Source organism: Sphingomonas sp. PWP1-2 (genome assembly GCF_049898305.1).
Taxonomy (GTDB): Bacteria; Pseudomonadota; Alphaproteobacteria; order Sphingomonadales; family Sphingomonadaceae; genus Sphingomonas; species Sphingomonas glacialis.
Genome location: NZ_JAFCXM010000002.1, coordinates 115,947 through 138,039, shown reverse-complemented (window position 1 = coordinate 138,039; position 22,093 = coordinate 115,947). Strand labels below are relative to the sequence as shown.

The window sequence follows — 22,093 nt, the reverse complement described above, 5'->3', positions numbered from 1 at the left end:
ACACGCCAGCCAGCGCCCGCAATAGGGTCAGCCGCACCCGACTGCCGTAACAAACCCGGTCAGTTCACCGATCGGGGCGGGACGACTGGCAGGGGTAGCGCAGCGATCGGGACGCCGTCGTCGATCAACGCTTTGGCCTCCGCCACCGTGGTTTCTCCGTGGATCGGTGTGGACGCCGTCTCCCCGACATGCATCGCACGCGCCTGGTCGGCAAAACCGCGGCCAACCCATTGCGAGGTTTCAAGCATTTGCGCCTGTGCAGAGGCCAGAGCGTTCAGCGCGGCCTTAATTGCTTGCGGCGTGGGTTGCGCTAACGAATCCGGCTTGGTGACGGCGACCGCGCTGCGGCTATTCCCCTTGGCGCCGACGTTGGGCGCCATCACGGCCTTGGTTACCGTCCGATCGCCGCAGATCGGGCACGCCAGAAGGCCGCTCTCCTGCTGATCCTCAAACGCGCGGCTCGACCCGAACCACGCCTCGAACACGTGCGTCTTCGAACAGCGCAAATCGAACACGATCACGCCGCCGTGACCTCGGGGATCGGGCGACGGTGCGCGAGGACCGGAATCCGCGCTCGCACATCGGCGATACGGGCCGCGTCAATCTCGGCAAAACCGAGCCCCGCCGCGTCGTCCATGTCGAGGATCACCTCGCCCCATGGATCGACGACGAGCGAATGGCCGTAGGTCTCCCGTCCGTCCTGGTGCGTCCCGGTCTGTGCAGCGGCGACGACATAGGCGCCCGCCTCGATCGCGCGTGCGCGGAGCAGCACATGCCAGTGTGCGGCACCAGTCGGCTTGGTAAAGGCGGCAGGCACCGCGAGTACCGTCGCGCCGGCGTTGCTCAATGCGCGATAGAGATCAGCAAAGCGGAGATCGTAGCAGATCGACAGGCCAAGCGCTCCTGCCGGTGTCTGCGCGACAACGGCGCCCGCGCCCGGGGCATAGCTCGCCGATTCGCGCCAGCTCTCCCCGCTCGGCAAATCGACGTCGAACAAATGAAGCTTGTCGTAACGCGCGCGGATCGCGCCGCTATCGTCGATCACAAATGCGCGGTTCGCGAGCCGACCGTCAGGGCCGAGCACCGCAAGCGATCCGAGATGGACCCAAAGGCGATGCTCCGTCGCGGCCGATCGCACGGCCGACAGCACCGGGTCGTCCTCCTCGCGGCGGAGGTGCTGCGCCGCACGGCCGCGGTCCCGATCGACCAGCCCCGACATTTCCGGGGTGAACAGCATCGCCGCACCGGCCGCGGCGGCGTCCGCAACGGCCGATACGATCGTCCTGGCGTTGGCGGCGGGATCGATCCCGCTCGTCATCTGCGCCAGCGCGATCTTCATGCCGCCAGCAGCGCGTCCAGCTTGCCCGCGCGCTCGAGCGCGGCGAGATCGTCCGATCCGCCGACATGCTTCCCGTCGATGAAGATCTGCGGGACGGTGGTGCCGCCATTGGCACGTTCGAGCATTTCGGCACGCTTGGGGCCGCCCATCGTGATGTCGAACTCCTCGGGCGTGGCGCCCTTCGAGGCGAGCAGCTTCATCGCACGCGCGCAATAGGGACAGAAGGCTTTGGTATAGATTTCGATCTTTGGCATCGATCAAAGATGTGGACGCAAGGCGGTGTTGTCAATCAGCGAGCGTCGCGCGCGTCGTCGAGGACGCGCGCCCAGCACAGGATCGAGACCTTCGCAGCCCCCGCGCGCAAGAGGACGCGTACGCACGCATCGGTGGTGGCGCCGCTGGTGTAGATGTCGTCGATCAGGACCACTGTCTTGCCGCGCAGGCGTGCATGCGGATCGACCACGCGAAACACCCCCGCCACTGCCCGCGCCCGTGCCTTGGCGCCCATACCGCGCAGCGGCGGTGTGGCCCGCACGCGGCGGAGCAGAAGCGGATCGTTCGGCACGTCGCATGCAATCGTCAGCGCGTGCGCAATCAGCGCCGCCTGGTTGAAGCCGCGCGACCATAAGCGCCAGCGGTGCAACGGCACCGGGATCAGCAACGCCGCATCGGCGGGCATCAGCCGCGCCATCTGGCGCCCGACGGTCTCGGCGAGGGCGGTGCGGCCACCATATTTCAGGCGGAGCGCAACGGTGCGCGCGACCTCGCCATAGGCGACTGCGGCGTGGATGCCGGCATGGTCGGGCGGGTCGGCGAGGCACTGCGCACAGAATGCGTCGTCGCCGCGATCATAGGCGAACGGACCGTTGCATCCGGCACACCAGGGCGGCGCTAGAAAGCGCAATTTGCCCCAGCACTCGGCGCAGAACTGATGGTCGTCGCCCGTTACGCCGCCACATCCCGGGCAGCGCGGCGGAAGCGCGAAATCGGCGACGAAGCGCAAGGGGATAAGCCAGGGCGACACGCCGGCCCTTGTCGCGCGGCCTCGCCAGCGGCACAAGCGCGGCAATGAGTGTCCCCGATATCTTCGACCGCGATGCGCGCCGCCTTCGCCGCGACCGCGCCGCCCCCGGCTTTGCCGCGTTCGATTTCCTGCGCACGGCGATGCTCGACGGGATCACCGAGCGATTGGCGAGCGTGACGCATCGCTTCACCGACATGCTCGATCTCGGCTGCTTCGACGGCGCGCTGCAAGGCCCCGAAGGCGCGACCGTCACGCGCTGCGACGCGGGCGCGGCGTTCGCGGCGCGCGCAGGCGGCATACAGGCGGACGAGGACCGGCTCCCCTTTGCCGCCGGCGCGTTCGACCTGGTCGTCTCGGTGGGCGTGCTCGACAGCGTCAACGATCTGCCGGGTGCTTTGACGCTCGCGCGGCGTGCGCTGCGGCCCGATGGGCTGTTCCTCGCGGCGTTTTGCGGGATGGGTACGCTGTCGACGCTGCGCGCGGTCCTGCGCGAGGCCGAAGGCGATCGCCCCGCGGCGCGGATCCATCCGCAAATCGACGTGCGATCAGCGGGGGACTTGCTGATGCGCGCCGGCTTCGCGCTCCCGGTTGCCGATATCGAGCCGCTGAGCGTGCGCTATCGCGGCATCGGTGGCTTGCTCCGCGATCTGCGCGGGATGGGCGGCACCAACATCCTGCGCGACCGCACCCCGTTACGCCGCGACACGCTCGCGCGCGCGGCAGACCTGTTTGCGGCGCGCGCGGAGCCCGACGGCAAGACCGTCGAGCATTTCGATATCGTCTATCTTACCGGCTGGTCCCCTGCCCCGTCGCAACCCAAACCGGCGCGACGCGGCAGCGCGACCGCATCAATGGAGGGCGTGCTCGGGCGACCGGCCGGCAGCGCGCGCTCAGCCGATCATCCCGTCGCCAATCCCCTTGGCGAGCATCCGTCCGATCGCATCGAACAGTGAGTCCATTGCGACGGGCTTGAACAACACTTCGTCGGCCCCCTCGGCGAGGCACCGCTCGCGCAGATCGACCGCAGTATCGGCGGTGAGGACGATGACCGGCAGATCGGCCTTTGCGTCGCCGCGCCCGCGGATGCGGCGCAATGTCTCAAAGCCATCCATCCCCGGCATGCGCAGGTCGAGCAACACGATCACGAAGTCTTGAGTGTCGATCAGCGCGAGACCGGCCTCGCCGCTCTCGGCACCAGTCATGGTTGCGCCCGCGACATCGAGCATGTCCTTCACAACACGGCGATTCATTGGGTCGTCTTCGATGAACAGAATATTCATCACACCACTGCCAAGCGATTAAAGGGGTAGGACACATACGACATTACGGAATCTCTATTTCATGCCGCTTGAGTGACACGGGTGAATACGGTGCGACTATCATCGGGGGCGCTGTCGAACAACACCGCCGCAAGCGCAACGCCCGCGATCGGTTTGGCGACAAGCTGATCGATCCCTGCGACGGAAAAACGGACACGGTGCGCTTCATCGGGTGCAGGCCACAACAATGTCGTCCGTACGGGACAGCTACCGAGCGTGGCAAGCGCCGCATCGAGATCCGGCTCGGCCGTGATCGTGCCGTCATCGATCAGCACATGGGCGACACCGCCCTCCCCGATCCGGGCGACCGCTTCGTCAACCGACGACGCGAACACGATCTCGCCCGCGCGCGCGGCGAGCACGGCGCGCAACATGCTTCGCGAAATGGGGTTGCGGTCGAGAATGAGGAGCGCGGTCGCCTCCACGGCCGGATCCACCGCGACCGCCGCGGGGGCTGCAGCCAGTCGCAACGGCAGTTCGAGCGTGAAGGTCGACCCACTTCCGACTGCGCTCGTGACGCCGATCGCGCCGTCCATCGCCTCGGCCAGGTTCAGACAGATGGCAAGGCCAAGACCCGTGCCGCCGAATTGCCGCGTCGTCCCCGCATCGACCTGTCGGAACGATTCGAAGATGATGCCGAGCTTGTCGGCGGGAATGCCGATCCCGCTGTCTGTGACCGCGATCGCCAGGACCGAATCGCGCGCCGATGCGGCAAGCCGGATTTCACCCGCCGCGGTGAACTTCAGCGCGTTCGACAACAGGTTGAAGGCGATCTGCCGCACGCGCGCGGCGTCACCGACAACGTGATCGGGGCAACCGTCGAGGTCGAGCACGAAGCGCACGCCCTTCGCACGCGCTTGCTCCTCCCACAGCCGTGAGACGTCGCGCAGCGTAGCCTTGAGATCGTACGGCACGTCTTCGAGCGTGAGGTTGCCGGTTTCCATCTTCGCCACATCGAGAATGTCGTCGACGAGGGCCCGCATCGAGACGCCCGCACCGTGGACGACGCCGATCCGATCCCGCAACGAATCGGTTAGCGTCCGGTCGGCGAGCATCACCTGCGTCATGCCGAGGATGCCGTTGAGCGGCGTGCGGATCTCGTGGCTGGTCGTCGCGAGAAACTCGGTCTTGGCGGCGAGCGCCTTGGCGAGCGCGGCATTGGTCTTGGCAAGGTCGACGTTGGCAGCGCGCACCTCGTTGCGGCTGCGGCGGATCGTGATCAAGCCGAAAGCGAGCATCGCCATGATGATCAGCGTCGCGACCGCGGCGCCTCCGAAGATCGTTTGCTGAGTGCGGGCACGCAGCTTCGCATCGTCGATGTTGCGCTGCAGTTGCGCGCGCCGGAGCTTCTCGAGGTTGAGCTCCTGGCTCGCGAAATCGAACCGCGCGGCGGCGAGCGCGGTGTTGGCCGAAGCGGCCAGCTCGGACGTCTTGTCGTCGAGCGCCTTGAGCGCCTCGAGATGGATCAGCGCCTGCGCCTGATTCCCGGCCTGTTTGAAGATGTCATAAGCGGTCTGATGCGCCTCGCGAACGTCGAGCGTGGGGGCTTTGGGATCGACATTGACGAGGGCGCGCGTGATCAATCGTTCGGAGAGCGTCAAATGGTCGCGTAATCGAGCGGACCAAGCGGAGAGCACCAGGAATTGATTGCGATCGGCGAGCGCTTCCGCACCACGCGATAATTCCGCACCCTGCGCAATCGTCTTGTCCGCGGCACGCACTTGCCCCTCGAGGAGCTCAACGCGGGCTATGTTCCGCAATGTTTTAGCGGTGAGCAAAGAACTCTTAAGACTGCGAGTGATAATTAGCGTAGTCTGGAACTCGGCCAAAGCACTCTTGAATCGACCCAGCTCCTTCAAAGCATTACCACGATTATTGTGGATTGAGTAAAGTAGCTGCGGGTCACCGTCAAATACGTCTAGAGCCTGGCCGTAATACCTCAGTGCAGTTTGGTTGTCATTTGCCTCTTGATATAGAATTCCGATACAAATCAAGGCAATAGAACGGCTTCGCGTCTCGCCAACTTCGTGAAAAATCTGGTGAGCTCTTTGATAAGACGATAAGGCACCTGCCACATCCGCCGTCGATGTTTGCAAACCGCCCTTGGAAAGCAGTAAATCACCATTTAATTTGGTGACAGGCCCTGCCGTTGAAACAAGCGCTATCGCACGATCGATGAGGGGTGTCGCGCGGCCGCTTTCATTGAGTTGGAGATAGGCTTCGCCCTGCAACCATAGCGCGGTCGCGACTCCAATCGCTCGGTTGCGCCCACTCTTGCGGGAAGCCAGCGCCTCTGCCCGTCTCGCAAGTTCGATAGCTTGCGCGGGAGCGACGACCATTTTGGATTTAGCTTCTGCTGTCAAAGCCTCAAAGCTAGCGGACGTAGATTGAAGATCACGAGCGCCAGCCTGATGAGCGACGAATCCAGCAACAATCGCCACCGCTACCAAAATCGCAATCGCGCGTAGGAAGGGCCGCCACATTATCGGCATGATATTATATGAAGTGTTAAAAGCGCGCTAACTTCTAAATTTTGAAGGTTCAGGCACTTTTCCAGAACGCTGCCGAACGCTGGAACATCGACTTGCGCGGATCCTCTGCCGGGCGCTCGCGGTAATCGTGGAGGAAGCGCCGAAAGGCATCAATCGAGACCGGGCGGCTGATCAGATATCCCTGGATCATGTCGCACCCCATTACCGATAGGAGCGCCATCGCCGCTTGGGTCTCGACGCCTTCGGCCGTCACTTCCATGTCGAGCGCATGCGCGAGGTCGATCGTCGATCGCACGATCAAGGGATCGCGATTGCTGCTGGTCAATTGCAAGACAAACATCTTGTCGATCTTGAGCTCGCGCGCCGGCAGCTGCTTAAGATAGGCGAGCGACGAAAGCCCCGCCCCATAATCGTCGATCGCAATTACGATGCCTTGATCAGCCAGAATCTGCAGGTTCGCGATGGCGCATTCCGGATCGCGAATAACGGCGGTCTCGGTGATCTCAAAGCCGATCTTGACGCCGCCTTCGCGCACCGCGGCGCATGCCGTTTCGACGAAATGCTTGTCGCCGAGCAACTGGCCGGAAATGTTGATGAAGATCGTCAGGTCATGGCCGTCGGCGGCGAGCACGCGCTGGTCGCGGATCACTTCGTCGATCGTCCAAAGCGTCAGTGCGGAAATTTGCCGAGCTTCCTCGGCGACCGTGATGAAGTCACCGGGCAGGATCAATCCGCGAGTCGGGTGCTGCCAGCGGACCAGTGCCTCGGCGCTGGTGATTTCCTGCTTACGAACATGCACCTTGGGCTGATACTGAAGGAACATCTCGCCACCCGCGATGGCGCGCGGCAGCTCGCGCGTCAGTGTCAGGCGATCGAACGCGGCAGTGCCCGCCGATAGATCGCGCAGGACGGTGTCCTGATCGGCATGGGTATCGTCGAGCGCCCCTTCGGCTTCTTCGACCAAGCGGACATCTTCGGTCGTACCACGCGGCGCCCCGGCTGCCCCCACCAGAATCTCGAAAGCGTGCAATTCGGTGTCGATGTCGAACGGTCGCGCCGTTGCCTCTCGCAACTTTGCAACAGCAGCTTCAAGCGCTCCGAAGCCGTCACCGATAAACGCCACTTCGATCGTAGCACGACCGATCGCCAAGCTCGACGCCTCGGGCAACGCCACCGCAATGCGCGCCTCGAGTTCGCGCGCGAGGTCTTCGGCGCGGGTTGGCCCGAGATGACGGCGCAGCGCGGCAAAATTTCCGATCTGGACGAGGCACACGAACTGCCACGCACCGATCCGGACAGGCGCCGCGCCGCGTTGCAGACCACGTTTTACGCTGGTGCGGCGCGAGGGTGCGACGCTGGCCACGGTAGTGGCGCCATCGGCAGCACCGCGTGGCGATGAACCCCGGGCCGGACGCCGGGGGGGAAGGTGAGGTTGCAGGATGCGCGCCATGACACTGGGCTAACCGCCAGCATTGAAGGAACAGTTAAGGCACACCCGGAACGAGGCCGACCGGGCAAAGTCTGATTGATTCATCGTTAACAGTGCATTAAGGATGTTTTGCATCCAACTGGATGCGTATGGGAGAAAAGTAATGTTGCGTTTTATCCTCGCGATGATCTACGGCGAAAACGCTCGCCCCTTCTAAACCTCGTTCCGACCCGACACGAACGAAATCAGGTCCTTTTTGGAGCGAGTTATCGGCAGTGTCGGGTCATCTCTTCCTGGATCTCATATTCGAAGTTAAGATTGCCCAATATAAAACTGCGTACCCGATGATCGTTTCTGATCTGGCGGACGCACTCGATTGCAGTTCGGCCGACACTTCGCCCAACAAATAATTTTTTGTGGCGTTTAACGCAACGCCTCTATCAACCGCCGCATAAACGCCGCGCCGCGCTCGAATTGAGCGACCTCCAGATACTCATCCGCCTGATGTGCTTGCTCGATCGAGCCCGGCCCGCAGATGATCGTCGAAAACCCCGCACCCTGAAATTGCCCGGCCTCGGCTGCATAGGGCACGACACGCGCCGGACCATTGTCTCCAGCCAGGCGCCGCGCCAGCGTTTCGGCCGCACCACCGGGCTCGGGCGCGAACGAAGGCGTTGCGGAGCGACGCGCGACAACGACACCGGCATCGGCAAACCGCGCCTTGAGCGCCTGATCTTCCTCCGCGCAGGCGGCAAGGAACGGCGCGATGATCGTATCCGGATCCTGCCCCGGCGGCGTCCGCAGATCGAAGGTGAAGCCGCACTCGCGCGCCAGGATGTTCACCGCAGTTCCACCCTGCATCAGGCCAATCGTGAGGGTCGCATGCGGGGGGTGATAGAGCGATTCGGGATCGGGATGCCGCTCGAACGATTCGGCCAGTACGCGCAACTGGGTCATGAGCCCAATCGCGACCATATTGGCCGAGACTCCGAGGTGCGTCAGGCTCGAGTGCGCCTCGTGCCCCGTCACCGTCACGCGCCAGGTCGAAATGCCCTTATGGCCGCTCACGACCTCCATATCGGTCGGCTCGCCGACGATGACGGCGATTGGCGCCGGCAGCTCGGCGACCAGTGCGCGGATCATCGACGGCGCGCCGAGGCAGCCAACCTCCTCGTCATAGGAGAAGGCCAGATGCAGCGGCCGAGCGGTTTCGCCGCGCGCAAAGCCCGGGACCGCCGCCAACGCCAGCGCGAGAAAGCCCTTCATGTCGCATGTCCCGCGACCGTAAAGCCGCTCGCCACGGCGTGTCAGCGTAAACGGATCGCTCGCCCACGCCTGCCCGTCGACGGGCACGACATCGGTGTGCCCTGACAGGACCACCCCGCCCGGCACGGCCGGCCCGACCGTTGCATAAAGATTGGCCTTCGAGCCATCGGCATTCGCGACGCGACGCGATGCCACTCCGAGGCCACCGAGGTACGCCTCGACATATTCGATCAGCTGAAGGTTCGAATCACGCGAAGTGGTGTCGAAACCGATCAGCGCTTCGAGATGAGTCAGCGCGGCGGTTTGCAGGTCGTCGGAAAGGTCCATCGGCCAATCCTAGGCGTCCCGCGCACCGCTGCCAATCACCCGGCCTTGGCTTCCTCCCAGCCCCCGCCGATCGCCTTGAACAACGCCGCCGTGTCCTGCCGCAACTGCGCGTCGCTCGCGACGAGTTGCTCGCGCGCGCTGAGCACGGTGACTTGCGCGTCGATCAGCGCGTTCTGCGCAACGAACCCTGCGCTATATTGCGCATAGACCGCATGGTTGGTCGCTTCCGCATCGGCGACCGCGCGACGCAGCGCCGCGTTGCGCCGTCGCTCGGCGTCGATCCGAGCGAGCGGATCCTCGACATCGCGTAACGCGCCAAGCACCGTTGCCTGATATTGGAGATACGCCTGTTCGCGGTCCTCCTTGCGCACACCGACCGTCGCGCGACGCCGGCCCCAGTCGAGCAGCGGAAACGTCACGCCGCCGACGCCCGTTGCCTGGATGCTGTCGCGCGAGAACAGCGAGGCGAGCGACGTCGACAGGAGCTCCGCCATCCCGGTGAGTTTGAACTTCGGATACAGATCGGCCACCGCGACACCGATATCGGCGGTCGACGCCGCGAGGTTGCGCTCCGCCATGCGGATATCGGGACGCCGCCGCAGCAAGTCAGATGGCAGCCCTGCCGGCACGACGGGCATGGCCTGCAATGGCGGTAACGGAGCGGTCAGCTCGGCGGTCAGGCTTTCGGGTTGCGCGCCGAGCAAGATACCCAGCGCGTGGATGCGGACGCGCACATCCGCGCGCAGCGGCTCGAGCCGCGCTTCGAGCGTGGTGATCTGCTGCTGCTGACGCGTCACGTCGATCTGCGGCGAGAGTCCGACCTTGGCGACGTTCCCGGCGATCTGCAGCGATCGACGCTGTCGCCCGAGTTCGTCCTCGACCACTGCGATCTGCGCTTGATCGAGCCGCATCGCGAAATAGGCCTGCGCCACTTCAGCACCGAGCGTCACCGCGGCATCGCGTTGCGACCAGATCGCGGCGTCGGTGCGCGCCAGAGCGCCCTCGACGCTCCGCCGCCCACCGCCGAACAGATCGATCTCCCAGCTCGCATCGAAGCCTGCGGCATAGGTGGTGATGCCGCTGCCCGGCAGCGCGATTCCCCCCGAGCTCCCCGAACCACCCGCGCCGCCGCCCGAGAACAGGCTGGCGAGCGAGGAGAAGCCAGCGTTCTTGCTGAACTCGACATGCGTCACATTGCCCGTCGCATCGACCGTCGGCTTGCCGATCGCGTGCGCCGCGATTTCCTGCAGCCGAGCCTGACGGACGCGCGACCCGGCGATCGCGATGTTCGGACTGTCCTTCAGCGCGCGCTCGACGAGCGAGGTCAGCGTCGGATCGCCGAACGCGGTCCACCAATGCGCCGGGTCGATCGTCGCGCCGGGCGCGGTGGCTTGCGGCTCGCTGAAGGCGGGCGGCACCGCCATTTCGGGCGCGTGATAGTTCGGGCCGACGGTGCAGCCGGCGAGCAAGGTCGCGCCCAGCAGCGCAGTCATGACGAGAGAGCGGGTCAATGGGCCATGCCTCCACCGGAGCCACCGGACTTGCCGGAGCGCATAAAGAAGACGACCGGGGCTATGCAGAGCACCACGATCATCAAGGAATGAAAGACATCGAGGAACGCCAGCATCGACGCCTGGCGCTGCACCGTCTGATAGAGCACCGCGAGCGGCGTCGTCGTCGGATCCCCTACCCCGCCAAACGCGCCCCCCGCCTTGGCGAGCCACTCGTTGTAATTGGGGTTGAGCGGGCTCAGGCCGTTGACCAGTTCCGACTGATGACGCTGCAAGCCCGACGCCAGCAGCGTCTGCGACGCCGAGATGCCGATCGACCCGCCAAGATTGCGCGCGACGTTGAGCATGCTCGACGCTTGCGCGGTCTTGTTCTGCGGCAGCCCGACATAGGCGACCGCGCTGATCGGGACGAACAGGAACGGCAGCCCCATCGCCTGATAAAGCCGCGCAACGCCGGCATCGAGGAACGTGATGTCGGCATTGAGGTGCGTCATATTCCACAGCGCGAACGCCTGGACGAGCAGCGCCGGGAAGAGCAGCAGCCGGACATCGACCACGCCCGACAGCCGACCGGCGAACGGCACCATCACGAGCGTCGCCACCCCGCCGAACGTCAGTGCGAGCCCTGCCTGGAACGACGTGTAGCCCAGCACCTGCTGCAACATCTGCGGAATCAGCTGCGTCGTGCCGAACAGGATCATGCCGGTCACACCCATCACCAGCAGCGTTAGCGAGAAATTGCGGTTCTTGAGCAATTTCAAGTCAAGCACGGGCTCGGGGTGGTTGGTTTCCCAGAAGGCGAGCGCGATCAACGACAGCGCCGAGATCGTCGCGGTGGTGATGATCAGACCGCTCGAAAACCAGTCCTCGCGCTCGCCGCGATCGAGTGTCAGCTCGAAGAAGCCGAGACCGAGCGCAATCAGCAGGATGCCGATATAATCGACACGGATGCCGCGCTTGAGCAACTTGGCGCGATCGTCCTTGATCGCCTTCGGCTCGTCGACGAACAGATTGACGAGGAAGAGCGACACGATGCCGATCGGCACGTTGATCAGGAACACCCAATGCCAGCTCGAATTCTCGGTGATATAGCCGCCGAGCGTTGGCCCGAGCACTGGCCCCACCACCACCACGATCGCGAAGGCCGCAAACGCCATCCCGCGCAGTCGGGGCGGAAAGGTATCGGCAAGCATCGATTGCTCGACCGGCGCGAGGCCGCCACCGCCGATCCCTTGCAGCACACGCGCGATGACGAGCGTCGACAGGTTCGGCGCCAGGCCGCACATCAGCGACGACAGGGTGAACAGACCGATCGAAATCATGAAATAGCGTTTCCGCCCGATCACGTCGGACAGCCAGCCGCTGATCGGGATGATGATCGCATTGGCGACGAGGTAGCTAGTCAGCACCCAGGTCGCCTGGTCGTTGGATACCGACAGGCCGCCGGCGATGTGATCGAGCGCGACGTTCGCGATCGAGGTGTCAAGCACCTCCATGAACGTCGGGATCGAGATAATCGCGACGATCAGCCAAGGGCTGTAGCTGCCCGCCGCCGATCGTGTCGGATCCCATCCATCCGCACGTTTCCCGGTCTTTGCCGGGGCGGCGGCCATCTTAGCGGACCTTGACCGTCGGGACGACCGACATGCCCGGCCCCAGCGGATATTTGCGCGGATCGGGACCGTTCTTCAGATCGAACTCGATCCGCACGGGTACGCGCTGGACGACCTTCACGTAATTGCCCGTGGCGTTCTGCGGCGGCAGGAGCGCGAAAGCCTGGCCGGCGCCGCGCTGGATCGAATCGACATGCCCCTTGAACTTGACGTCGGGATAGGCGTCGACCTTGATCTCGACCGGTCGGCCGATCGTCATCAACTGCAGCTGGGTTTCCTTGAAATTGGCGGTGACCCAGATGTGGTCGGGGACGATCGCCATCAGCTGCGTGCCCGGCCCGACATAGGAACCGACATTGACCGAGCGGTTGACGACCTGGCCCGACACCGGTGCGACGAGGCGGTTGTCGCCCAGCGTGACCTTGGCTTGCTGGACCGACGCGCGGCGCGCTTCGATCACGGCTTGCGCAGCGGCGACCTGGCGGCGTGCGACGGTGATGTTGGCGGCGGCGCTGTCGATCTGCTGGCGCGCGGCGGCGGCATCGGCCGCGGTCGATCGTGCGGTTGCGCGCGCGGCGTCGAGCTGCTGCGCCGCGACGGCATTCGGATCAAGCCGCACAAGTGCCTGGTAGCGCGCGAGATCCTGTTGCGCCTTGGCCGCCGTGGCGAGCGGGCTACGCGCCTGTGCTGCCGCCTGATCGCGGCTCGCCTGCGCTGCGGTGACTTGCGCGCGCGCTTGCTCGTATTGCGCCTGCGCCTGCTTCACGTTCGCGTCGGCTTCGGCGACCTGCGCCTCGGGGCCCGACGGCTCGATTACCGCGAGCAGGCGACCCGCCTCGACGTGCCGGTTGTCGATATCGGCAACCGACTTGAGCGTGCCGGCGACTTTGGGCGAGATGCGCACGATATGCGCATCGACGAACGCATCGTCGGTCGTCTCATACTGGCGCGCGTCGAGATAATAGAACGTGCCGCCTATCGCGATGACCGCGACGACAATCACGAGAATGATCCAGAACAGCGGTTTGGTGAAGATCGACGGCTTCTTCGTCTTGTCATCGGACGAATCATCATCCTGCGACGCATCGCTGTCGCCCGCATCGTCCTTGGTATCGCCTTTTTGCACATGGGCCGACGCACCGTCTTCATCGCCTTGCCCATTCGTGGGCTTGCGATCTTCGGCGTCGTCGGACTTTCGGGCGGTGCTCTGGTCTTCGCTCATGGAAGTTCCTGTCGTTCGGCAATCAGTTGGTCGAGAATGGCGTCGGTATTGGCCGCGATCCGGGCTGCGAGCAGCGCGATCGCCGCCGAGTCGATGTCGGGGCGTTGCAGCAATTTGAGGACCGTCGCGCGCGAGCCACGGAGCACGATCACCTGGCCCATCAGCGTGATCGCGGTGACCTGCGCGACGGTGGCGTCGCGGCGCGCGGTCGCGATGCAGATCAACTCGACCAGCATGGCGAGCATCCGCCCCATCAACCCGCCATAAATGCGCTCGAAGGCTTCGGTCGGTTCCATCTGCTCGCGCATGATGAACAGCGAATACATCGCGCTCTTCGGTCCCGTCATCGTATCGATGAAGCGCCGGATCATGTCATGCAGCAAGGCGCGCGCCTGATCGGGGGTCAGCCCCGCGGGCACCTCATCGATCGAAAGCGTTGCCTCGAAGTCGGTGCCGATCTGCGCGGCGATATAATCTGCGGCGGCAAGATAGAGGCCTTCCTTGCCTCCAAAATGGTATGTGATCGACGACATGGCCGTCCCCGCCTTCGCGGCGATGCTACGCGTGCTTGCGCCTTCCAGGCCCTTGCTGGCGAATTCTGCGATCGCGATTTCGAGGAGGCGTTGTTGAAGCACCCGGCGCCGTTAATTCGTTCGAACGAACAGGGCAAGAGCAATCTTTCGTTACGCAAGAACACGGACGATCGACCGTGGTTCCGACGTCAGGCGGCGATTTTGTCGGTGCGCTTGGTCGACGCGGGGTTTGAAAACACCATCGCATCGTCGACCGAGCCGAAGCGCAACGTCAGCAAGTCTCGCGCATAGTTCTGATGCAGTCGCCACGGCGACTTGTCGCCCTGCTTGGGGAACCGCGCCATTGCCCGCGTGACATAGCCCGAAGTGAAGTCGAGGAACGGCTTGGGCTCGGGCAGCGCACCTTCGAGCGTTGGCGTCGCCTGGCGAAGGCCGCGCGTCTTCATCGTGTTGAGCAAGCGACAGACATACCCGCAGGTCAGGTCGGCCTTTAGCGTCCACGACGCATTGGTATAGCCAAAGGACGACGCCATGTTCGGCACGCCCGAATACATCATGCCCTTGTAGTTATAGGTGTCCGCCAAATCGACCGCCTCGCCGTCGACACTGAAAGCGACGTCGCTGAGCAATTGCAGTTCGAGGCCGGTCGCGGTCACCACGATGTCGGCTGGCACTTCCGCGCCGGAGGTGAGCGTGATGCCGTCCGGCGTGAAATGGGCGATCGTGTCGGTGACGACCGAAGCCTTGCCCGTCTTCAACGCATCGAACAAATCCGCATCGGGAACGAGGCACAACCGCTGGTCCCAGGGGTTGTAGCTCGGGGTAAAGTGCTTCGCGACATCGTAATCGGGCCCGAGCTGGTCGCGCACCATGTTGATCAACTGTTCCTTGGTCTTGGACGGCCGTTTGCGCGCCAAGTTGAAGAACGCCATGCCCAGCAGCACGTTGCGCCACCGCACCAGCCGGTAGGCGAGCATCGCCGGCAATTTCCGGCGCAGCCAGTTCGCCGTCGCATCCTCGGCCGGACGCGACACGACATAGGTCGGGGAGCGCTGCAGCATCGTCACATGCGCGGCGGTCTGCGCCATGGCAGGCACGAGCGTCACCGCAGTGGCGCCGCTGCCGATGACGACGACTTCCTTGCCGGCATAATCGAGATCGGCGGGCCAGAATTGCGGGTGCACGATCCGCCCCGCAAACTGCTCTGTCCCCGCCCAGTCGGGCGTATGGCCGCGTGCGTAATTGTAATAGCCGCTGCACATGAAGAGGAAATTGCAGGTGAAGCTGGCCGGACCATCGGGACCGTCGGCGCGCACCGTCCACCGGGCGTCCGATGTCGACCAGCTTGCCGTCTGAACGTGATGCCCGAAGCGGATGTGCTGATCGATGCCATAGTCGCGGGCCGTGTCTCCGACATACTGCAAAATCGATGGACCATCGGCGATGGCTTTCGCCTCGGTCCACGGCTTGAACGCATAGCCGAGCGTGTACATGTCCGAATCGGAACGGATGCCGGGATAGCGGAACAGGTCCCACGTCCCGCCGAGTGTGGCCCTTCCCTCAAGGATTACATAGCTGCGGTCGGGACACAGCGTCTGCAGGTGATACCCCGCTCCGATCCCCGAAAGCCCGGCCCCAACCACCACGACGTCGAAATGTTCTGTGCGCATCGTCACTCTCCGGGATACCGGATATTCGATTTTTACACGAAGCGAAAGCGGAACCGCCGGTCGGCGGCTCCACCCCGTCAGAAGTCGCGCTTGTAGCGCACCGTTGCGTTCGACCCGCCGAACGACCCGGCCTGCGACAGCACGCTGAGCGCCTTGGTCAGCGACACCTCGATCTGAGTCGCAGTGAAGCCGCGCGCGTCGGTGATCACTTCGACGTAGATGTTCTTGGTGATGTACTTTCCGGCGGCGAGCGAAGTGCTCTGCCCCGTTGCCGAGTCGGCCCCGAGGATCCGCAGTCGATCGATCCCGGCGACGCTGCGCAACTTGCCGAGCGGATTGAGCCCGCCGCCCGATCCGCGCAGCGAGTTGAGCGCGGATGCCAGCTGGATCGCCTGGATCGCCGACAGATTGGTCACCGAACTGCCGAACAACAGGCGGCTGAGCACTTCGTCCTGCGGCAGCGCCGGGGTCGAATTGAAGGCGATCTGCGGCTTCTGGCCGGTGCCGGTGATGTCGATCACGACGGTGATGTCGTTGGTCGTCGTCGTCGCGCTGATGTTGATCTCGGGATCGACCAGCGCTCCGCCGGCGAAGCGGACATCGCCCTTGGTCACGTCGAACCGCTTGCCAGCGAACGAATAGGTCCCGCGCACGATCTGCAGCCGACCGAGGATTTGTGGCGCGGCCGAGGTTCCGGCGACGCGCATATCGGCCTCCCACTCGGACTCGAGCCCCATGCCGGACACGAACAACTGATTCTGCGCGCGCACGCGGATGTCGAGCTTGAACAAGCCGATCGGAGCCTCGGCGGCGGGTTGCGTGGCGGCCTTCACCACATCGCTCTTGCGGCGCACTCCCGTCAGTTCGGCGACTTCGGCCTGGCCCTGGCGGATGATCTCGTAACGCGCATTGGGGATACGGATGTCACCGGTGATCAAGCCACCCTTGGCCTTGCTGTTGCTGACCGAGACGGTGCCGGTCGCGGTCGCGCCAAGCGCGTCGCTGCTGGCAAGCCGCGCGTTGTTGAGCGTCGCCTTGATATCGATCGGGAAGCCCGCCGCCGCCGAGAAGCCAACCGAGCCTTGCGCCTGCACACTGCCCTCGCCAGCGCGCGCCGACAATTGCGTCAGGTCGAAACGATCGTTGGTGAAACGACCGGCGATCTTCATTTGCGTGAGACGCGTGCCGTAGACTTCGTTGTCATAGGTCAGCGCATCGGCGCGAACCAAGCCGGTCAGTTGCGGCGCATCGACGCGCCCGCCGAAATCGGCAGCAACCGCGATCGGCCCCGACACTTGCTGCTTGGCCAGACCAGCGAGCGAGAACAGCACGCTCGACGGGCCGTTATACCGGATCCCGCCCGACAACGGCGCGGTGAGCAAGCGCTGCGTCCAGCTGCTACCGCCACCGAGCGGCTGCAAGGTCGCGACCAGCCGACCGACCGTAGCGCCGCCACGCTGGATGAGCGCACGCGCGTCGCCGCCAGCATTGGTCAGCCCGACCTGTGCGATCACGTCGACCGGCTGCGAAACGCTCGCCAGGCTCGACCGTGTGAAGTTCTTGATGCGGAACCGGCCAGCGATCTGCGGGACCGAAGCGCCTTGCGGCTGGGTGTAATCGAGCGACCCCGTCGCGGTGCCGCCCAAGCCAAGATCGGGAACAAGCGCGTTGGCGACCGACACGTCGAGCGAGTCGAGCCGCAGCTTGGCGGAGAGCCCCTTGCCGTATTCGCCTGCGATCCGCGCGCTGCCACCCGCGCTGTTCGCGCCGGCGCCGAAATCGATTCGCGTCGGTTGCAAGCGATACGTGCCGCGATCGATCTCGATCCGCGCGACATTGCCGGTCTTGAAGGCGATACCGTTGGCTTGGCCCTGCGTCGCGACGAGCCACAGCTTGGGGCTCAAGCGCGCGTTGGCAGCAACGCGGAACGGCACACCGTTCGAACCCGTCGCGAGCACTTGCGCGGTGCCGCTGCCGTTGACGTAATTGATCTTCGCGCGCGCTGCCGACAGCACAGCGGCGCCGTAGCGCAGATCGGCGACCTGCGCGTCGGCGACGATTTGCGGCGCGTTCGGATAGAGCACGGCCTGCGCATTGATGATCGCGCGGCCGATCGTGAAGTCGGTCGCCCCCGGGATCTTGGCGTTGCTGGCGCGCGCGGCGACATCGACGCGCTGGACCTTGCCTTGCGCGCCGAGCAGGGCAGCGCCGCTAATGCCCGATCCGGCAAAGGTGATCCGCCCGCCGAACGGCCCGGCGGCAAGCTGCTCGACCCGGCCCTTGAAGTCGACGCCGGCGAAGCGGGCGTTATGGATGTCGGCGGTCAGCCGTGGTGACGGCGTTACGAGGACATCGGCGGTGAACGGCCCGTAATTGGTCCCGCCCTTCGCTAGCACCGCGTACGATGCGCCGTTGCCGCGTATCTGCGCCTCAAGATTCACCAGACCGACGCCGACGCCCGGCCGCGCGGCGCGGAGCAGCACGACAGGCTTGGTCGCCGTGCCCGTCACGCGCGCGGTGAGCGGGCCGTATTGGTTGGAATACGCGTCGGCATCGACGAGCAGCGGCCCTTTCGGATCATACCGCCCCTGCCCTCGCAGGACGCGGAATTGCGGCGCATTCAGCCGCAGGTTGCGGAAGGTGATGATGCCGTTGGGATCATAACCAACATCGGCGGTGACCGCGGCATTCCCGCCGAGAAAGCTGCGCGCGCCTTCGTTGAAGATCTGCGACGTCTTGGCCGCGACATGCGCGGTAATGCCGAAGCCACCGCTTGCGACCGTCACCAGCTTGGCGTCGGTGCGCAGCGAGAGAATGCCGACACCATCGACCTTGTAATCATTGACCCGCCCGTTGAGCGCGCCGCGATACAGGCCGGTCGCGAGATCGGCGACCACCACCGCGGTTGCATCGATCTTGCGCGAGCGAATCCGCAGATTGTCTGAAAGGACCTTGCCCTTGGCCATCGCGAAGTCGCCGTTGATCGCGACGTTGTCGAGCAGCCCGCCCGCCGCCGCGTTCAACCCTGTCACACGCGCGGCGCGCGCTGCGACCGGAACGACGATGTGATCGGCATTCACGCGCGCAAGGCCAGAAGCATACAGCTGCTCGACCCGCGTCTCGCCAAAGCCGAGCACGCCGGCGGTGATGACGTAATTGACCGTCGGCGTAGCGAACTTGCCGTCGAGCACGACGCGCGCCGCGACATCACGCCCATTGAGGTTGGGCGCGATCGCGCCGGGGGTCAGCAGCTTTGCGTTGACGGCGAATTGCCCGAAGCTGCTCTGCGCGAGATCGAGCAGGCCCTTGGCGTCGAGCGCAAGCGCGTCCGACCGCAGCGTCGTCGTCAGATTGACTTTGCGCTGGTCGAGTGTCGCGTCGAGCGCGACTTGCAAGACCGGCGCAGTCAGCCGCGCGATCGGGTTGACCGGGGTCGCCTTGTCCTTGGGCGCGCCGCCTGGATAGAGTCCGGGGTTGGTCGTCCCGCGCACCTTGAAGGTGCCGCTATGCGCCTCGAGCGACAGGTCGGCTAGTTGGGCGCCGCCGAGCGTGCCCGTCGCCTTACCAGACCATGTGTTCCAGCTGCCCTTGCCGCCGATGGTAAAGTCGAGCGGCGCCTTCAGGCCACCCATTCGCGCAACGACGCCGTTGGCCGGCGCGGTCAGCCGCGCATCCAAATCGAGCTTGTCCTGATCGGGAACCGCATCGAGCTTCAGCACCAGACGATCGCCGCCAGCGATCCCGGCACCCATCAGCGACGCAACATTGGCGGTCACCTGTGCGCGCTTGTCGGCGATGTGCGTCGCGGCGTCGATCTTGAGGATATGCGCCTCGCCCGTCACCGGCTTGGCGAGAATCATGCGATCGACCGTCAGCCGACCGATATCGATATCGAGATCGGGCAGGATCGGCGCGTTGGGGTCGGTCGGTGTCGGCTTGAACGCGGGCGAGCGCGTCATCGTCACCAACGCCGCCTGCGCCGAGCGCACGTCGATATGGTTCTGCGCATAGGCAAACGGCCGCCAGTCGACCGCGATCCGCGGGGACGCCAGGAACACGCCCTTCTGGTCGCTCACGCGAACATCGGTCAGCACCATCGCGCCATAGAGCGATCCGTCGATCCGACCGACCTTGATGTTGAGCCCCGACGCGGTGGTGTAGCCGCCCAGATAATTGGCGATCACGCGTCGCCCGGGCGCGGTGTTGAGGCCGAGCACGAACAGCCCGACGAGAACGACCAGCCCGACCAGCGTGATCGCCACCCACTTTACGATACGCTGCCACAGCGGACGGCGCACGACGACGACCTCTTCCTCGGCCATCAAAAGGCTTGTCCGATCGAAATGTAGAGCGCGACCTTGCCGTCGCCCTTACGCGGGTTGAGCGGGGTGGCGACGTCGACGCGCAGCGGCCCGAAATTGGTGTAGAAGCGCCCGCCGATCCCCGCGCCGTAGCGCAGATCGGTGCCCTTGGGGATCGGACCTTCATAGGCGTTGCCGCCGTCGAAGAACGGCACGATCCCGTAATTGCCGAAGCGATAACGCGCCTCGAGCGCGAATTCGTTAATCGAGCGCCCGCCGACGGGGTTGCCCTGCGGATCGAGCGGACCGAGCCGCTGATAGCCGTAGCCGCGCACCGAGCCGCCACCGCCGCCATAAAAGCGCCGCGACGGCGCAAGCTCGTCCCGCCCGGTACCCGCGATCGAGCCCGCGCGGAGCCGTCCGGCGAGGACGATGCTGTCCCCGATCGGATAATAGCCGCTCGCCTCGATCAGCGTGCGGGCATACGGTCGCACCGCGCCGCGGACCGAGGTCTCGGGGCTGAGGCTAAGCTTGAGGCGATATCCCTTGGTCGGGTTGAGCAGACTGTCCGAGCGGTCGAACAACACCTGGCCGGGCAAGGCTGCGATGAAATAGGTCCCGCGCTTGCGCGCGCCGAGGCCGAAATCATAGACGCTCTCGTTGGTCCCGACCAATTCGAAGCCATAGGCGTAGGTGAACTTCTTCTGCCAGAGCGGCGTCGAATCGTACGATACCTTGCCCGACAGCGTCGCGGTCAACGCATTGTACGCGTCATAGCTCGTCCGGTTGGCCGATGCGGTGAACGTCACGGTCTTGTCGCGCTTGCCGGCGTTGGACCGGCGGAAGGTCGCGCTCGCGCCTTGCTCCTGCGTGCCGCCGACTGCGGTGAAGATCAGCGCGCCTTCGGGCGCGAAGCGGTTGCGATCAGTGTACGACCCTTCGAGCCGGACGCCCTGTCCCGTGCTGTAGCCACCGCTGACCGCGAGCGAGCGCTGCTTGCCGCGTTCCTGCTTGACCAGCAGATTGACCTGCTCGGTCCCGTCGGGGTTGATGTTCCCGGTCCGCACCGGCTCGACCGAGACAGTCGAAAACAGTCCGGTCGCGACGAGCGCGGCGCGCAGATCGTCGGTCAGGCGGTTGTCGTAGAGTTGCTCCGGCTTGAAGCGCGTCAGCACGCTGACATGCTCGGCGCCGAAGGCGAGCCGTCCCTCGGTGGTGAAGGTCCCGAACGACGAGCGCGGCCCGGTATCGACCGGCAGTGTATAGTCGCCCGTCCCGGTCATATCGTCGAGCAGGATGTCGCGCTGGCCGACCTTGGTGAACGGGTATCCGCGCTGCGGCAGGATCAGCGCGACATTGGCTTCGGCGCCCTGGACGCGATCGGCTTCGATCGCATCGCCGACCTTGAGCGGGAGCTGGCTTTCGATCAGCCCCGGCGGCGTGGTGGGTTCAGCCTTTACGGTGATCGTGCCGAGCTTGTACTGCTTGCCCGGCGTCGCCGAGACGATCGCGCGCAGCTTCGTCGGATCGCCAGGGATCGGCTCGAGCGTCGAAACCGCGGTGCCGTCGTAATAGCCGAGCGACTTCATCAGCCGCACCGCCAGCGCCTCGTCCTCACGCGCGCGCGCCGAAACGACGGTCGCATTGGCGGCCTTGCCCTTGCCACCACGGAGCGCCGAAAGCCCGTTGAACTGGCCCTTCAGTTTCACCGCATCGAGACCGCGAACCTCGGTATCGTAGCGAATGTCCGGCGACTTCGTGTCCTTGAAGGTCGCATCGACCAGCGGAGTCGAATCGAAGCCCTGGAGCGAAGGCAAGGGTTGCGCGAGCTCCGGCGCGGCTGTCTCGGCCGGCGCTTGCGCGACGGGCAGCATCGGCTCGAGCGGGGCGTTGATGTCGTTCGACAAGGGCGGCAGCGCCTTGGTGAATTCCGCATCGGGAACGATCGCGGGTTCGGGCCCTTGTTGCGCGGCAACCGGCGCAGTCGACGGCGTTACCGGAGGCTCCGACTGCTGCATCCCTGCAGCAGCGACAGCCAAAATCCCAC

Annotated in this window: 16 protein-coding genes; 1 reads left to right on the top strand and 15 read right to left on the bottom strand. The window is 64.9% G+C overall.

Going from position 1 to position 22,093, the window contains the following annotated elements:
- Window positions 1-59: 59 nt before the first annotated feature.
- Genes ACP7C5_RS05490 through ACP7C5_RS05475 form a run of 4 tightly spaced genes read right to left on the bottom strand, consistent with a single transcriptional unit; the run spans window position 60 to window position 2,363 of the window.
- Window positions 60-521, bottom strand: a complete 462-nt coding sequence (locus ACP7C5_RS05490; protein ID WP_426263468.1) for a DUF1178 family protein — start codon at window positions 519-521, stop codon at window positions 60-62.
- Window positions 518-1,339: a carbon-nitrogen hydrolase family protein gene (locus ACP7C5_RS05485; protein WP_426263467.1), complete on the bottom strand. Its 822-nt coding sequence runs from the start codon at window positions 1,337-1,339 to the stop codon at window positions 518-520. The genes ACP7C5_RS05490 and ACP7C5_RS05485 overlap by 4 nt, the downstream gene beginning before the upstream one ends.
- Window positions 1,336-1,593 carry a glutaredoxin 3 gene (gene grxC, locus ACP7C5_RS05480; RefSeq protein WP_133188791.1) on the bottom strand — a complete coding sequence of 86 codons (258 nt, stop codon included), beginning with the start codon at window positions 1,591-1,593 and terminating at the stop codon, window positions 1,336-1,338. The genes ACP7C5_RS05485 and grxC overlap by 4 nt, the downstream gene beginning before the upstream one ends.
- A 35-nt stretch (window positions 1,594-1,628) precedes the next feature.
- A complete protein-coding gene (locus ACP7C5_RS05475) occupies window positions 1,629-2,363 on the bottom strand; it encodes a ComF family protein (RefSeq protein ID WP_426263466.1) in 735 nt (244 codons plus the stop codon).
- A 44-nt stretch (window positions 2,364-2,407) separates the two neighbouring features.
- On the opposite strand from ACP7C5_RS05475, the gene ACP7C5_RS05470 reads away from it, so the two are divergent.
- Window positions 2,408-3,316: a methyltransferase domain-containing protein gene (locus ACP7C5_RS05470; RefSeq protein WP_206365659.1), complete on the top strand. Its 909-nt coding sequence runs from the start codon at window positions 2,408-2,410 to the stop codon at window positions 3,314-3,316.
- On the opposite strand, the gene ACP7C5_RS05465 is transcribed toward ACP7C5_RS05470, so the two are convergent.
- From ACP7C5_RS05465 to ACP7C5_RS05415, 11 genes are all read right to left on the bottom strand, one after another.
- The gene (locus ACP7C5_RS05465) at window positions 3,254-3,643 is read right to left on the bottom strand and encodes a response regulator (RefSeq protein WP_133188797.1); all 390 of its coding nucleotides are present in this window, start codon (window positions 3,641-3,643) and stop codon (window positions 3,254-3,256) included. The two genes, ACP7C5_RS05470 and ACP7C5_RS05465, sit on opposite strands and share 63 nt — an antisense overlap.
- 59 nt (window positions 3,644-3,702) lie before the next feature.
- The gene (locus ACP7C5_RS05460) at window positions 3,703-6,165 is read right to left on the bottom strand and encodes an ATP-binding protein (protein WP_426263465.1); all 2,463 of its coding nucleotides are present in this window, start codon (window positions 6,163-6,165) and stop codon (window positions 3,703-3,705) included.
- 58 nt (window positions 6,166-6,223) lie between these two features.
- Window positions 6,224-7,624 carry an EAL domain-containing protein gene (locus ACP7C5_RS05455; protein ID WP_426263464.1) on the bottom strand — a complete coding sequence of 467 codons (1,401 nt, stop codon included), beginning with the start codon at window positions 7,622-7,624 and terminating at the stop codon, window positions 6,224-6,226.
- A gap of 402 nt (window positions 7,625-8,026) precedes the next feature.
- Entirely contained in the window at window positions 8,027-9,196 is a 1,170-nt protein-coding gene (argE, locus tag ACP7C5_RS05450) for an acetylornithine deacetylase (protein ID WP_426263463.1), read from the bottom strand.
- Between the two features lie 35 nt (window positions 9,197-9,231).
- A complete protein-coding gene (locus tag ACP7C5_RS05445) occupies window positions 9,232-10,707 on the bottom strand; it encodes an efflux transporter outer membrane subunit (protein WP_426263462.1) in 1,476 nt (491 codons plus the stop codon).
- Window positions 10,704-12,320, bottom strand: a complete 1,617-nt coding sequence (locus ACP7C5_RS05440) for a DHA2 family efflux MFS transporter permease subunit (protein ID WP_189674947.1) — start codon at window positions 12,318-12,320, stop codon at window positions 10,704-10,706. Before ACP7C5_RS05440 ends, ACP7C5_RS05445 begins: the two co-directional genes overlap by 4 nt.
- A gap of 1 nt (window position 12,321) precedes the next feature.
- Entirely contained in the window at window positions 12,322-13,542 is a 1,221-nt protein-coding gene (locus ACP7C5_RS05435; protein WP_189674948.1) for an HlyD family secretion protein, read from the bottom strand.
- Window positions 13,539-14,177, bottom strand: coding sequence for a CerR family C-terminal domain-containing protein (locus ACP7C5_RS05430; RefSeq protein WP_426263461.1), 639 nt, complete (start codon window positions 14,175-14,177; stop codon window positions 13,539-13,541). The genes ACP7C5_RS05435 and ACP7C5_RS05430 overlap by 4 nt, the downstream gene beginning before the upstream one ends.
- 86 nt (window positions 14,178-14,263) lie before the next feature.
- The gene (locus tag ACP7C5_RS05425) at window positions 14,264-15,745 is read right to left on the bottom strand and encodes a flavin-containing monooxygenase (RefSeq protein ID WP_426263460.1); all 1,482 of its coding nucleotides are present in this window, start codon (window positions 15,743-15,745) and stop codon (window positions 14,264-14,266) included.
- Window positions 15,746-15,822: 77 nt separating this feature from the next.
- Window positions 15,823-20,067, bottom strand: coding sequence for a translocation/assembly module TamB domain-containing protein (locus ACP7C5_RS05420; RefSeq protein ID WP_426263459.1), 4,245 nt, complete (start codon window positions 20,065-20,067; stop codon window positions 15,823-15,825).
- Window positions 20,067-22,064 (bottom strand): BamA/TamA family outer membrane protein, encoded by a 1,998-nt coding sequence (locus tag ACP7C5_RS05415; protein WP_426263905.1) that lies wholly within the window; start codon window positions 22,062-22,064, stop codon window positions 20,067-20,069. Before ACP7C5_RS05415 ends, ACP7C5_RS05420 begins: the two co-directional genes overlap by 1 nt.
- Between the last annotated feature and the right edge of the window lie 29 nt (window positions 22,065-22,093).